Origin of the sequence: Brachybacterium phenoliresistens (genome assembly GCF_039530785.1) — a bacterium.
In the GTDB taxonomy this organism is placed as follows: Bacteria; Actinomycetota; Actinomycetes; order Actinomycetales; family Dermabacteraceae; genus Brachybacterium; species Brachybacterium phenoliresistens.
Genome location: NZ_BAAAOW010000008.1, coordinates 36,208 through 50,340 on the forward strand (window position 1 = coordinate 36,208; position 14,133 = coordinate 50,340).

Consider the following 14,133-nt stretch of genomic DNA (forward strand, 5'->3'; position numbering starts at 1 on the left):
ACTCGCTCGGCTATATTCTTTCCGAGCAAGGCGAAATGTGGGGCCGTGGCGGGACCGCCGCACGGGACCGGATGTCGAGGAACGGAGGGGTCGTGGCGGAGATCGATGAGATGTGCCGGCTGGACCGTGCCAGGGCATCCGTGCTGGCCGAGCTGCACGAGGTGCTGGAGGGGGAGACCCTGCGGGCGCAGCGGCACGGCCCGCACGTGCAGGACCTGTGGCGCCGGACGGCGCAGCACATCGGCGGCGGGAAGCTCATGCGGCCGATGCTCCTGCTCGAGGTCCTCGACGCCTTCCGGGCCGAGGGCTCGGCAGGCCCGGCCGGGTCCGATGCTTCGCGCGGGTCGGACGCTGCACGCTGGTCGGACGCTGCACACGGGTCGGACCCTGGGTCCGGGGCGGGCGATGCCGTCGCGCTGTGCTGCGCGGCGGCGCTGGAGATCCTGCACTACGCCTTCCTGCTGCACGACGACGTGATCGATCACGACCTCGTCCGGCGCGGGGACGACAACCTCGTCGGCGCCCTGCACCGGCACGGCCGCGCCGGCGGCGACGACGGGGCGAGCCTGCACTGGGCGCGCAGCGCCGGGATCCTCATGGGGGACCTGCTGCTTTCGCGCGCCCACCAGCTCCTCGCCCGCGTCGACGTCCCCGCCCCGATGCGGGCCGAGCTGCTGGACCTGCTGGACCACGCGGTCACCGAATCGGCCGCGGGCGAGTTCCTGGACGTCGGCCTGGCCGATGGGATGATCCCGCCCGCCCGCCGCGAGATCGACACCATGACCCGGTCCAAGACCGCCGTCTACAGCGTCGAGCTGCCGCTGGGGATGGCCTGCGTGCTGGCCGGCGCCGGGGCGGAGGTCCGCGCCGCCCTCGAGGACGCCGGGCGCTGCATCGGCATCGCCTTCCAGCTGCAGGACGACGCCCTCTCCGCCTTCGGCGCCGAGCACCACCACGGGAAGGACCCGTGGTCCGACTTCCGCGAGGGCAAGCAGACCCGCATCATGGACGCGGCACGGTCGACGGCCTCGTGGCCGGCCGTCGCCGAGCTGCTCGGGCGGAGCGACCTCACCGATGCGCAGGGGCTGCGCCTGCGGGGGCTGCTCGTGGACTGCGGGGCCCGGGACCGGGTCGCGGAGGAGATCGAGGCGCTGCTGGACGAGGCCCGGCGCATCCTGCACGACGGCCCCGCTCGGATCCCCGCGGCCGTCGTCGAGGTCATCGAGCAGCAGATGCGGAGACTGGAGGGCCGCACCCGGTGACGGGGCGACGCATCCGGCGGACGGGGAGGACGGGCCCGGTGGGACGAGGACGCACCCGGCAGCGAGGGAGGACGGCATGAGCGAGGACGAGCGCCGCGCCCGGCGGCCCGGAGCCTGCCCGTGGGCGGGCGAGGACGCCCCGCCGGGGCTGCGGCACGTGGGCGGCTACGACGCGGCCCGCGCCGTGCTGCGGGCCCGCGGGGCGACCACCCAGGCCGGTTTCACCGCCGAGGCGATCCCCCGCGGAGCCCTCCAGCACCATCCGATCCTGCTGTCCGACGGTCCGCAGCACGACGAGCAGCGCCGCGCCGCGGGCCGCCGCTTCGCCCCGGCGTTCGTGGACGCCGAGTACACCGGCACCATGGTGGCGCTGGCGGATCGCCTGGTCGGCGCCGCCGTGCGCGAGGGCTCCTGCGCGCCGGACCATCTCGCCCTGCTCTATGCGGTGGGCGTGACGCGCGAGGCCGTGGGCCTCACCCACGCCCCGCTGGGGCAGATGGCCCGCCGCCTGGAGAGGTTCATGCGCCAGCCGCCCTTCGACCTGTCCCGGCCGGGTCTGGGACGCAGCCGCCGGCAGTGGGCGCTCGCCGCGGCCCGCGGCCTCGGCCCGCTGCTGGGCTTCCACCTGCGCGACGTGCTGCCGGCCGTGCGGGCACGGCGGCGCCGGCCCCGCGGCGACCTGGTCAGCCACCTGCTGGCGGAGGGGTACACCGTGCCGGACATCCTCGTCGAGTGCGTCACCTACGCGACGGCCGGGATGATCACGACGCGGGAGTTCATCGTCATGGCCCTGTGGCACCTGCTGGATCGGCCGATGCTCGCCGAGCGGTTCCTGGCCGGGGAGCGGGCCGAGCGCTTCGCGATCCTGCACGAGATCATCCGCCTCGAGCCCGTCGTCGGGCATCTCTACCGGCGCGTGCACACGCCGCTCGAGGTGCCCGGTGCCCCGGATCTCGCCCCCGGGGACCTGGTGGACGTGTGCGTGCAGGAGGCGAACACGGATCCGCGCATCGCGGGGGAGGACCCGCGGGCGCTGCGGCCGGGCCGGGAGCTGCCGCGCGGGGTGGGGCCGGCCGGCCTCAGCTTCGGCGCGGGAGAGCATCGCTGCCCCGGCGAGCACCTGGCCATCGCGGAGACCGCCATGCTGCTCGAGCGCATCCTGCGCGAGCACCCGCGGCTGCGCCGACCGCCGCAGGTCTCCTGGGAGGACCTGGTCGCCGGCTATCGGCTGCGCGGCGCGGAGCTGATCTTCCCGCGCGGCGCGACAGGCTGAGCGGGCGCCCGCAGGACGGGACGCCCGCAGGACAGGGCGCCCGCAGGACCAGGCGCCCGCAGGACCAGGCACCCACAGGACAGGGCGCCCGCAGGGAGCCCGAGGCGGATGCCCCGTTCCCCCGGCGAGCGCCCCGGGAACCGGATCAGCGCTGCGGAGTGCGCGTCTCGGCGCTGATGAACCAGGCCTGCTGCTCGAGCTTCTCGATGATGCCGTGGAGGATGTCGGCGGAAGTCGGATCGGCCTCGTCGACCTCGTCGTGGACGCTGCGCATGGTGCCGACGGTGGCCTCGATCGCCGCGGTCATCAGGTCGATGGCGTCGTGCGTGAGGATCTCGCCCTCGGGGAACTCGGCCAGCGAGGACTGCTCGGCGACGACCGCGGGCCGGCCGTCGGGGGTGGCGTGCAGGGCGCGCATGCGCTCGGCCACGTCGTCGCCGCTGGCGCGGGCGATGTCCACCACCTCGTCCAGGTTCAGGTGCAGGTCGCGGAAGTTCGGGCCGACGATGTTCCAGTGGGCCTGCTTGCCCACCAGCTGCAGCGCCGTGAGATCCGCGAGCACGGCCTGCAGGTTCTTGGCCAGGGCGTCGCTGGCGAGGAAACCGGACTCGGCGTTCTCCGGACGGGTGGTCGCGGCGCCCGAGGGCTCCGGGACGGTGACGGACTCATTCATGGGTCTCCTCCTTCGTCGTGCCGGCCGCGACGCCCCGATGGGCGTCGGTGCGGCCGGCGGAACGGAATGCACCAACTGCTCAGCACGCTAACGAGCGCGCATCGGCCCCGCAAGCCCACCCCGGCCCCGACCTCGCCTTTCGGACCGGTCGGTCGGGGTCAGCCTTTCGGACCGGTCGGTCGGGGTCAGGAGCGGATCGCGTCGATGACCTTGATGCGGGTGGCGATCAGCGCCGGCAGGGCGCCGGCCAGGACGCCCACGGCGGTCGCCGCGAGCAGACCGATCAGCACCGCGGAGACGGGGAACGGCGGCAGGTCCACCAGGCCCATGTCCCGGAAGGCGTTCTGGGTGAACGGCGCGCGCACCAGCGCCACCGCCCCCGCGACACCCACCGCCCCGGACAGCACCGTCGCGACCACGGACTCCATCATCACGCCCGTGAAGATGCGCCCGCCCGTCGCCCCGTAGGACCGGCGGATCCCGATCTCCCGTACCCGGTAGCGCACCGTGACCAGCGAGATGTTCACCAGCCCCAGGGCGCCCAGCAGCAGGATCACCACCGCGATGACGATGATCGCCGTGCGCAGCGTCCCGAAGCCCGAATCCTCGAAGGAGAAGCCCTGGTTGAAGGCCTCGAAGCGGCCCGCGTCCGTCTCCCGCAGCGCGGAGCTCAGCCGGGCGGTGACCGCATCGGCCTCCTCCGGCGGGACCCACACCCGGTACTCGCCGTAGGAGAGGTCGGTGTCCTCGACGCCGGGCAGCTCCTGGACCGAGGCCATCGGCGTGTAGGCCATCGCGCCCATCCCGGCGTTCGCCGGGTCCTTCGGCAGCACGCCCACCAGGAGCGCCTGGCCGGAGGTCTGCTCGTCGATCGCGTAGAGGGTGACGGTGTCGCGGCCCACCTCGGGCCGGCCCATCAGCTCCCACATCTCGGCGTTCACCACGACCGCCGGGGCCAGGCGCCGCGCATCGGAGTCCGCGAGCCACCGGCCCTGCTCCGGGCGCAGGCGGAACATGTCCGCATACGCCGGGTCGACGGCCGTGACCTGGGCGGTGCGCACCCCGGATCCCGTCTGGTAGCGCAGCGAGAGCGGGCTGTAGCGGGTGCGCTGGTCGATGCCGAGGCGGTCGATCTCGCGCAGCACGACCTCGTCCCGCTGCTCCGGGGTGATCTCGCCGGTCGGGGGCTCGGACTGCATCACGGTGAGGACCGTCGGGCGGCCCGAGAACGTCTCGACGGACTGCTCGAGGGCGCTGGAGAGCATGCCGCCGGCGCCCAGCGTCGCGGTGAGGGCGAAGACGCTGAAGGCCACGCCGATCAGCGAGAGCATGATGCGGCCCTTGTTGACGCGCAGCTCCCCGTAGGCCTCGACGATCGAGGCGACCAGCCCGGTCATGCGCGGGCTCCTGCGTCCGATGCGGTACGACGCCCGGGGGCATCGGCCGCGGGGCCGGAGCCGGCGACGGCCTCCCGGCCGGCGCGGATCCCGCTGGTGGCCAGCAGCGCCTCGCGGGCATGGGCGGAGTCGACGTCGTGCAGGGTGCCGCCGTCCAGCAGGTAGGCGCGCTGGGACAGGGCCGCGACCTGCAGGTCGTGGGTGATGGTCACCAGCGCGGCCTCGGAGTCCAGCGCGATCTCGTCGAGCAGGCCCATCACCGCCTCGCCGGTGGTGACGTCCAGGGCTCCGGTGGGCTCATCGGCCAGGATCAGGCGGGGCCGGCGCACCAGGGCTCGGGCCACCGCGACGCGCTGCTGCTCGCCGCCGGAGAGACGGCCGGGCGTCTGGTGCGCCCGATCCGCCAGCCCCACCCGGTCCAGCATCTCCAGCGCGGTCCGCTCCCGCTTCCAGAACTGCCCGGCGGTGCCGTACAGCAGCGGCATCATCACGTTCTCCAGCGCGGTGCGCCGCTCCAGCAGGTTGAACTGCTGGAACACGAAGCCGATGGAGGAGCCGCGCAGCCGGGCCCGCCGGCGGTCGGACAGGCGGATCGTCTCGCGCCCGTCGAACAGCAGCTCGCCGGAGGTCTGGCGGTCGATCAGGCCCAGCAGGTTCAGCAGCGTCGACTTGCCGGAGCCGGAGCGGCCCACCACGGCGACGTGCTCGCCGACGTCGACGGTGAGGTCCACGCCCTGCAGGATGTGCAGGTCCTCGCGGCTGGGGAGGCGGACGGTGCGGGTGACGCCGCGCAGCTCGAGCATCGGCGGTCGGCCCGTCACCAGACCTCCCCCTCCATGAACATGCCGTCCTCGGGGTTGTCCACGCCGGGCACGAACTCGAGGATCTCGTCGCCCTCGGAGAGCCCGCCGGTGATCTCGACGATGCCGTCGCCGCGCAGGCCCAGGGTGACCTCCTGGCGCACCGGCTCGCCGGTGGCCTCGTCCAGGACGTACACCGCGCCGTCGGCCAGCTCCCCCTCGACCGCGGTGGTGGGGACGGTGACCACGCCGGTGGCCGAGCCGAGGTCCACGTGCACGTCCACGGCCAGGCCGGGGACGACCTTCGCATCGGCCGGGACCGCGCAGCGCAGCTCCGCCTGCGAGGTGCCGGAGCCCCCGCCGGAGCCGGGGATCTCCAGCGGCTCGCCGGTCATCGGGTCGACGGCCCCGCCGCCGACCTCGCCGCCGCCGGACCCTCCGGAGCCGCCCTCGGAGGGATCGGACTCCTCGATCGCGGAGTCCTCGCAGGTGATCGGATCGGGGCTGGTGGGCAGGGTCATGGTGGCCGCGACCGGCGCGTCCATCAGGTCCAGCTGCTGCTCCGGGGTGAGCGGCGCGACCACGGAGTACGTCCCCGGGGACAGGTCCAGGATCTGCGCGTCCTCGGCGATGTCGTCCCACTTCTCGACGGCGAGGTTGCGCACGTAGCCGGTGTGCTCGGCCTCGAGGGTGTAGTAGCGGTAGGTGGGCTCCTCGTCCCGCTCCTGCGGGGCGGGCGCCTCGACCGGCTGGCCGTTCTCGTCGACGGCGGGGACCGCCGGGGCGGCCGGCTCGGGCTGCTGCTCGACGCGGACCTCGAGGATCCGGGCGCCCTTCTCGATTCGATCGCCGTCCTTCACCCAGATCGCGGTGATCTCCCCGGCGCGATCGGCGGTGACGGGCTCGGAGGCATCGGCCTCCACGGTCGCGCTCAGCTCCAGCACCGAGGAGATGTCGCCCAGCTGGGCGGGGACGACGGCGTACTCGTCGTACGAGACGCCCGGGATGACATCGGCCCCCGGGTCCTCGCCCGTGCCCGCGCCGGCGGGGAAGAAGGCCAGCTTGGCCAGCGCGAGGGCGATGATCGCGAAGATCACCATCCACACCAGGGGGAAGACGTAGCGTCGGACGGATTCCATGGGACCCCTTCATCGGCGCCCGCAGGAGGGACGGGCGCGGCGGCTTGCGAAGCCCGAGAATCCCCCCACGGGCCGATCAGACCCTATCCGGGGGATGTGCGGCGCGGCATCCGCCCATAGTCTGATGGACATGAACGGATCGTCGACGACCGCCCGGACCCCCGACATCGACCTCGCGCCCCTGCTCAGCGCCATCGAGGAGGAGCGCCTGGGGGTGCGGGCCGTCCACGTGCACCGTGCCGGCACCCGCGAGGCCGAGGACGTCGTCCACCGCCGCGTCGAGGACACCATCGAGCAGGTCTACTCGATCTCCAAGACCGTCACCGCGCTCGCCGTCGGCATCGCCCGCGCCGAGGGGCTGCTGGACCTCGACGACCTGCTGGTCGACCACCTCGAGGGGATCAGCGACCTGCCGCGCGAGGCGCTCGGCGAGGGCGTCGAGCGGATCCGCCTGCGCCACCTGATCACCATGACCTCCGGCAGCCCCGTGCTCATGTTCGAGGAGGCCGAGCGGATGGACCCCGACCCCGCGGCCCTCTACCTCGGCACCGATCTCGTCCGCGAGCCCGGCGCGCAGTTCGAGTACTCCAACGGCGGCGTCTACATGCTGGGCCGCGTCGTCGCCGCCCGCGCCGGCATCAGCCTGCGCGACTACCTCATGCCGCGCCTGTTCGAGCCGCTGGGCATCCTCAACCCGCAGTGGTTCACCGACCGCGGCGGCAGCACCTGGGCGGCGACCGGCCTGAACCTGCGCAGCGGCGAGGTCGCCCGCATCGGCCGCCTCCTCCTGGACCGCGGCCGATGGACCGGCGCCGCCGACATCCGTCGCGTCGACGCCGAGCCGGCCTCCTCCGACTCGGACGCCTCCGCCGTGGCCTCGGCCGATGCCGCCTCCGCGGACTTCCCGCAGCTCGTGCCCGAGGCCTGGATCGATGCCCTCCACAGCGACCATGCCTGGGTCGAGACCGGCGACGCGGACCCCGAGAACGTCCGGTACGGCTTCGGGGTCTGGCGCTGCACCCCCGGGGGCGCCTGGCGCGCGGACGGCGCCTACGGCCAGTTCATCGTCGTCCTCCCGCAGCAGGAGGCCGTCATCACCGTCACCTCCCGCCACGAGGGCAGCCCCAGCCAGGAGATCCTCCGCGCCCTGTGGCGCCACGTCGTCCCCCAGCTCTGACCCCGCCAGGGCGCGGAGTCGGGGCGCCGGCCGGACATGAACGGCGGTCTGAGGGCCGCGAGCCAGGCGATTGACAGGCTCGCGGCCCTGAGACCGCCGTTCGTGCTCGCCGCCGATGCGCCCCAGCCCCTCGTGGTCCCGCGCCCCGCCGCCCCGGGGCATCCTCCCGCCCCCGCCGCCCCGCCGGTGTCTGGTGCATCGCAGGTGGGGCGGGGACTCCCCGGAGCGCTGCGAGCAGGCATAGCGTGGAGGCATGCACGGGCGCTGCGCCCGAGGGGTGCGCGTCGACATCTGCGTTCGAGGAGAGATCCATGGCCCAGAACACCTTCGCGAGACTGCTCGTCACCCAGCTGCGGGACATGGGGGTGGAGCGCATCTACGGCCTGGTCGGCGATTCGCTGAACCCCGTGGTCGATGCGGTGCGGACCACCGAGGGCATCGAGTGGGTGCACGTGCGCAACGAGGAGGCCGCGGCGTTCGCCGCCGGCGCCGAGGCCCGCCTGACCGGGAAGCTCGCCGTGTGCGCGGGCTCCTGCGGGCCGGGGAACACGCACCTGATCCAGGGGCTGTACGACGCGCATCGGGACGGCGCCCCGGTGCTGGCGATCGCCAGCCACATCCCCAGCGGGAAGATCGGCACCGGGTTCTTCCAGGAGACCCATCCCGAGGCGCTGTTCCAGGAGTGCTCCCACTTCTGCGAGCTGGTGACCTCCGGCGAGCACGGGGCGACGCTGCTGCACATCGCGATCCAGACGGCGATCGCGAAGCGGGGCGTCTCGGTGATGGTGCTGCCCGGCGACATCGCCGACGAGGAGGTCGACGGGCCGCTGACCAAGGCCCTCGCCACGGAGCTGGGCGCGGTCCAGCCGGCCGACGGGCCCGTGCGCGAGCTCGCCGGGCTCATCGACGCCGCCCGCACGGTGACGCTGTTCGCGGGCGCCGGGGTGGCCGGCGCCCGGGAGGAGACGCTCGCGCTCGCGGAGAAGATCAAGGCCCCCATCGGCCATGCCTTCGGCGGCAAGGAGTGGATCCAGTACGACAACCCCTTCGACGTGGGGATGAGCGGGCTGCTGGGCTACGGCGCCTGCTACGAGGCGATGCACGAGGCGGATCTGGTGATCCTGCTGGGCACCGACTTCCCCTACAGCGAGTTCCTGCCCAGCGGCCGGGACGCGAAGGTCGTCCAGATCGATGCCGACGCCTCGCGCCTGGGACGGCGCGTGCCGCTGGACCTCGCCGTGCACGGCGACACCGCGCTCACGCTGCGCGCCCTGCTGCCGCAGATCTCGGCGAAGAAGGACAACCGCTTCCTGACCCGCATGCTGAAGGCCCACCACAAGGCGCTGAGCGGCGTGGTCTCCGCGTACACGAAGAAGGTGGAGCGCATGAAGCCGATCCACCCGGAGTTCGTCGCCGCGACGCTCGACGACCTCGCCGCCGAGGACGCCGTCTTCACCGTGGACACCGGCATGTGCAACGTGTGGGCGGCCCGCTACATCACGCCCAACGGGAAGCGCCGCGTGTTCGGCTCCTGGCACCACGGCACGATGGCCAACGCCCTGCCGCAGGCGATCGGGGCCTCGGCCTCGCACCCGGGCCGCCAGGTGATCTCCCTGTCCGGGGACGGCGGGCTGGGCATGCTGATGGGCGAGCTGCTCACGGTGCGCCTGCACGACCTGAACACGAAGATCGTCGTGTTCAACAACTCGAGCCTCGGCATGGTGAAGCTGGAGATGCTGGTCGAGGGAATCCCCGACCACGAGACCGATCATGCCCCGGTCGACTACGCCGCGATCGCCCAGGGCGCCGGCATCCCCTCGGTGCGCATCACCGACCCCAAGCGCCTGCGTGCGCAGCTGCAGGCGGCACTGGAGTCCTCGGGGCCGATGCTGATCGACGTGGTCACCGACCCCGACGCCCTGTCGATGCCGCCGAAGATCACCGCCCAGCAGATCCGCGGCTTCGCCACGGCCTCCACGAAGGTCGTGCTCGCCGGGGGAGTGGGCCGGATGCTCGACATGGCCGCCTCGAACCTGCGCAACATCCCGCGCTGACCTGCGGCATCGCCGGCGGGGCCGGATCGGGCGGAATTCGACCCATCCGATCCGGCCCTCGGCTCCGAACTCCGTGCGAGACACCGCCCGCACGGGCGGCATCGCGCTCGGTCCCCGGGCGTGATCCGAGGAAGAGTCACGAAGGAGCCTGGGATGAACACGCGAAAGCTGCTGCCGGCGATCGGCATGCTCGCCGCCTCGATGGTGGTCTTCACCGCCTGCTCGGGCGGTGCGATGGAGGAGTCCGGGAACGGGGAGGCGACCCCCGCGGCGCAGGAGGAGACGACGCAGGAGGAGTCGGGCGAGGGCATGGCCGCCTCCGACGGCGGCTCCGACATGGCGGACCCGGCGGCGGATCTCGTCGGCCCGGGCTGTGCGGACTACGCCGCGCAGGTCCCCGACGGAGCCGGGTCGGTGGCCGGGATGGCGCTGGACCCGGTGAGCGTCGCCGCGTCCAACAACCCGCTGCTGACGACGCTGACCGCGGCCGTCTCCGGCGAGCTGAACCCCGACGTGAACCTGGCCAGCACCCTGGACAGCGACGAGTTCACCGTCTTCGCCCCGGTGGACACCGCCTTCGAGGCCGTCCCCGAGGCGGACCTCACGGCGCTCGCCGGGGACTCCGACGCCCTCACCACGGTGCTCACGTACCACGTGGTCCCCGGGCAGATCTCCCCTGACGAGATCGTCGGCACGCACACCACGGTCCAGGGCGAGGACGTCGAGGTGACCGGCGGCGGCGACGAGCTCATGGTCGGCGGCGCCGCGGTGATCTGCGGCGGCGTGAAGACGCAGAACGCTACCGTCTACCTCGTCGACACGGTGCTGATGCCGCCGTCGATGGCGGACGCGAGCTGACGGACCGATGGCCGACCGCCGGGGACGGACGGAGCCTGCGGGCCCGTCCGCCCTCGGTCCGATGAAGGAGGGGGCATGTCCGTGAACTCGTCCGAGCGGGGTCCCACCGACCGCCCGCGGCCGCTGCCGCGCGCGGAGGAGGATCCCGAGGCCCGTCTCGTCGAGCTGGTGCGCCGCACCGCGCTCGGGGACGAGGCCGCGTTCTCCGCGCTCTACGACGCGGTGAGCCCGCGCCTGTTCGCCCTGGTGCGACGGGTGGTGCGGGACGTGCCGATGAGCGAGGAGGTCCTCCAGGAGGTCTTCGTGGAGGTGTGGCGCCAGGCGACCCGCTTCGATGCGGCGCGCGGCTCGGCCAGCGGGTGGCTGTCCACGATCGCCCATCGGCGGGCCGTCGACGCGGTGCGCTCGCAGGAGGCGTCCCGCCGGCGGGACTCCGCCGAGGGGCTGCACCGGGTCGAGGAGACGGTGGTCGACGTGCAGGAGGAAGGGGTCCGCCGCGTCGAGGTGCGGCGCGTCGAGCAGGCCATGCGGTCGCTGACGCAGCTGCAGCGTGACGCCATCGGCCTGGCCTACTTCGGCGGCTACAGCCATCGGGAGGTGGCGAACCTGCTGGGGATCCCGGTGGGAACGGCCAAGACACGCATCCGGGACGGCATGATCGTCCTGCGGGACAGATTGGGGGTGACCTCGTGACCGAGAACAGGCATCAGCTCACGGGCGCCTGGGCGCTGGACGCCGTCGACGACACGGAGCGGGCCGACATCGAGGAGTACCTCGAGAGCGACCCCGAGGCGGCGGCGGAGGCGCGCTCCTTCCGGGAGACCGCCGCGGCCCTGGCCCTCTCCCTGGATCCCATCGCCCCGCCTCCCGGACTCAAGGACGATGTGCTCTCGCGGATCGCCCGGACCCGCCAGCTGCCCCCCGAGGATGCGGCCGATGCGCCGCAGGCTCCGGCCGCAGGCACGGCGCCGGACGACGCCGGCACCCCGGACGGCCGGGACGGCACCGGCCGCGGCCCCGCGACGGGCGACAGCGTCCGCGGCGACGGCACCCGAGGCGACAGCGTCCGCAGCGACGGCGGTCGGCACCGGGCAGGCCCGATGCCGGAGAGCACCCCGCACCGGGAGGAGCGGCCCGGGCAGGTCGTGCCGCTGGACCGCTACCGGGCGAGCGTGCGGCGCTCGCGCTGGCTCGCGGTGGCAGCGGTCGGGCTGCTGGCCACGAGCATCGGCGGCGCGGCGCTGTGGACGGCCGAGAGGTCCCAGCAGCGCGATGCCGAGATGCGGATCGAGGCGCTGGAATCCACGCAGGCGGAGACGGCGCGCCAGCAGGCGGTCGTCTCGACGATCCTCGCGGCCGATGACACGGCGAGCACCTCCGTGCCGGTCGACGGCGGCGGCGCCCTCGACCTGCTCTACTCCGTCGAGGACGGCGCCATGGTGGTCACCACCTCCGGCCTGCCGGCGCTCCCGGAGGGCAAGGAGTACCAGATGTGGCTGATCGAGGATCCGCAGCGCCCCGAGAGCGTGGCGACCATGTCCGCCGACGACTCGACGCTGGTGCTCACCCGGGGTATGGAGGGCGTGACCACGCTCGCCATCTCCGTGGAGCCCGCCGGCGGCTCGGTCTCGCCGACGCCGGACGCGATCGTCGCCCAGGGGCAGCTGTGAGCTCCGACGGCGAAGGCCCGCGGCGCTCGCCGGCGGGCCCGACCCCGGGGCGCTCGCCGTCCGGCCCGGCCGCGCGGCGGGCGCCGTCGGGCCGGGGCCTGCGGCGCTCGCCGTCCGGCGCGAGGCTGCGGCGGCTGCCCTGGGGGTCGGCGCTGATCGGCCTCGTCGCGGGGGCCGCGCTGCTCGCCGTGGCGGAGCTCGCCTCGCTGCCGCTGAGCGCCGCCTCGGCGCCCCTGGTGGCGATCGGCGGCGCGTTCATCGACGTCATCCCGCCGTGGGTGAAGGACGCGGCGATCGCCCTGTTCGGCACCTACGACAAGGCCGCGCTGTTCGCGTCGATGCTCGCCGTCTACGGGGCCGTGATGGCTCTGCTCGGGATCCTCGGGGCGCATCGGCCGCGGGCCGCGATGCTCGGGGTGGGCGGCCTGGGCGTCGCGGCGGCGGGGATCGTGCTCACCCGGGCGGGCACAGGACCGGCCGATGCGCTGCCGGTCCTGCTGGGCACCGCCGCGGGGATCGTGGTGCTGCGGGCGCTCGGCCGGATGATGCGTCCCGCGCCGGCCGCGCCCGGGGCCGGGCCCGAGGCGGCGGGTGTGCGCCGCCGTCCGCTGCTGGTGACGGCGGGGGCGGGCCTGGTCTTCGGGGCGCTCGGCGTCGGGGCGCGGGCGCTGCACGCCTCGCGCGATGCGGCCGGGCGTGCGGCGCGCGCCTTCGCCCTGCCCTCTCCCCGCAGCAGTGCGCCGGCCATCCCGGAGCAGGCGCAGTCGCAGGTCGCGGGGATGCCCCCGTTCCTCACGCCGACCGCGGAGTTCTACCGGATCGACACCGCGCTGGCCGTGCCGCGGGTCGATCCGCAGACCTGGCGCCTGCGCGTGGGCGGGCTGGTGCGCCGGGAGGTGGTGCTCGATCTCGCCCAGCTCCTCGCGCTGCCGATGCTCGAGCGGCACATCACGCTGACCTGCGTCTCCAACCCGGTGGGCGGGGACCTCGCCGGCAACGCCACCTGGCTGGGCGTGCCGGTGAGCACGATCCTGGAGATGGCCGGGGTGCGCGAGGGCGCGGACATGGTCCTCTCCCGCTCGGTCGACGGCTTCACCGCCTCCACGCCGCTGGAGGCGCTGCGGGACGGCCGCGACGCCCTCATCGCCGTGGGCATGAACGGCGCCCCGCTGCCGCCGGAGCACGGGTTCCCGGTGCGGATGGTGGTCCCGGGGCTGTACGGCTACGTCTCGGCCACGAAGTGGCTCACGGAGCTGACGGTGACGCGCTTCGCCGACGACCGCGCCTACTGGACCGATCGCGGGTGGTCCGAGCGGGGGCCGATCAAGATCGCCTCCCGGATCGACGTCCCGCGCGCCTTCGCGGTGCTCGAGCGCGACGCGCAGGGGGCGGTGATGCTCGGCGGCACCGCCTGGGCGCAGCAGCGGGGGATCTCGGCGGTGCAGGTGCGCATCGACGAGGGGCCGTGGCGCGATGCCGAGCTCGCCGCCTCCGTGAGCGAGGACTGCTGGACGCAGTGGTCCCTGCGCTGGGACGGGGCCGATGCCGGGAGGCATGCGGTGACCGTCCGGGCCGTGGACGGCGACGGGCAGGAGCAGACGGCCGAGCGGGCCGATCCCGTGCCGGACGGCGCGAGCGGATGGCATGAGATCCGCTTCAAGGTGGCATGACCTGCCCCGGACCCCGGACCGGGCGACGCGCCATGATCGCGCCATGAGAACGCGACACGCCGCAGGATTTCGTAAAGATTCGGCAAAGCGGGTGCCCGGACTTCCTCGCCCGGCGTGACCTGCGCCGCGGGCCTTGGCATCGTGGCAGGTGCACGTGCGC

General features: G+C 73.9%; 12 protein-coding genes. 8 read left to right on the forward strand and 4 right to left on the reverse strand.

Going from position 1 to position 14,133, the window contains the following annotated elements; genetic code table 11:
• The first annotated feature begins 92 nt into the window (after positions 1 to 92).
• Positions 93 to 1,262, forward strand: a complete 1,170-nt coding sequence (locus ABD234_RS15180; RefSeq protein WP_344357962.1) for a polyprenyl synthetase family protein — start codon at positions 93 to 95, stop codon at positions 1,260 to 1,262.
• Between the two features lie 76 nt (positions 1,263 to 1,338).
• Complete coding sequence (locus ABD234_RS15185; protein ID WP_344357964.1) at positions 1,339 to 2,535, forward strand: cytochrome P450; 1,197 nt, start codon at positions 1,339 to 1,341, stop codon at positions 2,533 to 2,535.
• 145 nt (positions 2,536 to 2,680) lie between these two features.
• Here the strand turns inward: ABD234_RS15185 and ABD234_RS15190 are convergent, their stop codons facing one another.
• From ABD234_RS15190 to ABD234_RS15205, 4 genes are all read right to left on the reverse strand, one after another.
• Entirely contained in the window at positions 2,681 to 3,208 is a 528-nt protein-coding gene (locus tag ABD234_RS15190) for a Dps family protein (RefSeq protein WP_038371590.1), read from the reverse strand.
• A 185-nt stretch (positions 3,209 to 3,393) separates the two neighbouring features.
• The gene (locus ABD234_RS15195; RefSeq protein ID WP_344357967.1) at positions 3,394 to 4,605 is read right to left on the reverse strand and encodes an ABC transporter permease; all 1,212 of its coding nucleotides are present in this window, start codon (positions 4,603 to 4,605) and stop codon (positions 3,394 to 3,396) included.
• Positions 4,602 to 5,408, reverse strand: coding sequence for an ABC transporter ATP-binding protein (locus ABD234_RS15200; RefSeq protein ID WP_425546799.1), 807 nt, complete (start codon positions 5,406 to 5,408; stop codon positions 4,602 to 4,604). The genes ABD234_RS15195 and ABD234_RS15200 overlap by 4 nt, the downstream gene beginning before the upstream one ends.
• A gap of 14 nt (positions 5,409 to 5,422) precedes the next feature.
• Complete coding sequence (locus ABD234_RS15205) at positions 5,423 to 6,544, reverse strand: efflux RND transporter periplasmic adaptor subunit (protein WP_038371592.1); 1,122 nt, start codon at positions 6,542 to 6,544, stop codon at positions 5,423 to 5,425.
• A 130-nt stretch (positions 6,545 to 6,674) separates the two neighbouring features.
• Here ABD234_RS15205 and ABD234_RS15210 point away from each other — a divergent pair, with 130 nt between their 5' ends.
• From ABD234_RS15210 to ABD234_RS15235, 6 genes are all read left to right on the forward strand, one after another.
• Entirely contained in the window at positions 6,675 to 7,721 is a 1,047-nt protein-coding gene (locus ABD234_RS15210; protein ID WP_344357973.1) for a serine hydrolase domain-containing protein, read from the forward strand.
• A gap of 311 nt (positions 7,722 to 8,032) precedes the next feature.
• Positions 8,033 to 9,775, forward strand: a complete 1,743-nt coding sequence (locus tag ABD234_RS15215; RefSeq protein ID WP_344357976.1) for a pyruvate dehydrogenase — start codon at positions 8,033 to 8,035, stop codon at positions 9,773 to 9,775.
• 153 nt (positions 9,776 to 9,928) lie between these two features.
• Complete coding sequence (locus ABD234_RS15220; protein WP_038371596.1) at positions 9,929 to 10,633, forward strand: fasciclin domain-containing protein; 705 nt, start codon at positions 9,929 to 9,931, stop codon at positions 10,631 to 10,633.
• Positions 10,634 to 10,708: 75 nt separating this feature from the next.
• Positions 10,709 to 11,326 (forward strand): ECF RNA polymerase sigma factor SigK, encoded by a 618-nt coding sequence (gene sigK / locus ABD234_RS15225; protein WP_084148337.1) that lies wholly within the window; start codon positions 10,709 to 10,711, stop codon positions 11,324 to 11,326.
• Positions 11,323 to 12,303 (forward strand): anti-sigma factor, encoded by a 981-nt coding sequence (locus ABD234_RS15230; protein WP_344357980.1) that lies wholly within the window; start codon positions 11,323 to 11,325, stop codon positions 12,301 to 12,303. Before sigK ends, ABD234_RS15230 begins: the two co-directional genes overlap by 4 nt.
• Complete coding sequence (locus ABD234_RS15235; RefSeq protein ID WP_344357983.1) at positions 12,300 to 13,973, forward strand: molybdopterin-dependent oxidoreductase; 1,674 nt, start codon at positions 12,300 to 12,302, stop codon at positions 13,971 to 13,973. Before ABD234_RS15230 ends, ABD234_RS15235 begins: the two co-directional genes overlap by 4 nt.
• The last annotated feature ends 160 nt before the right edge of the window (positions 13,974 to 14,133 follow it).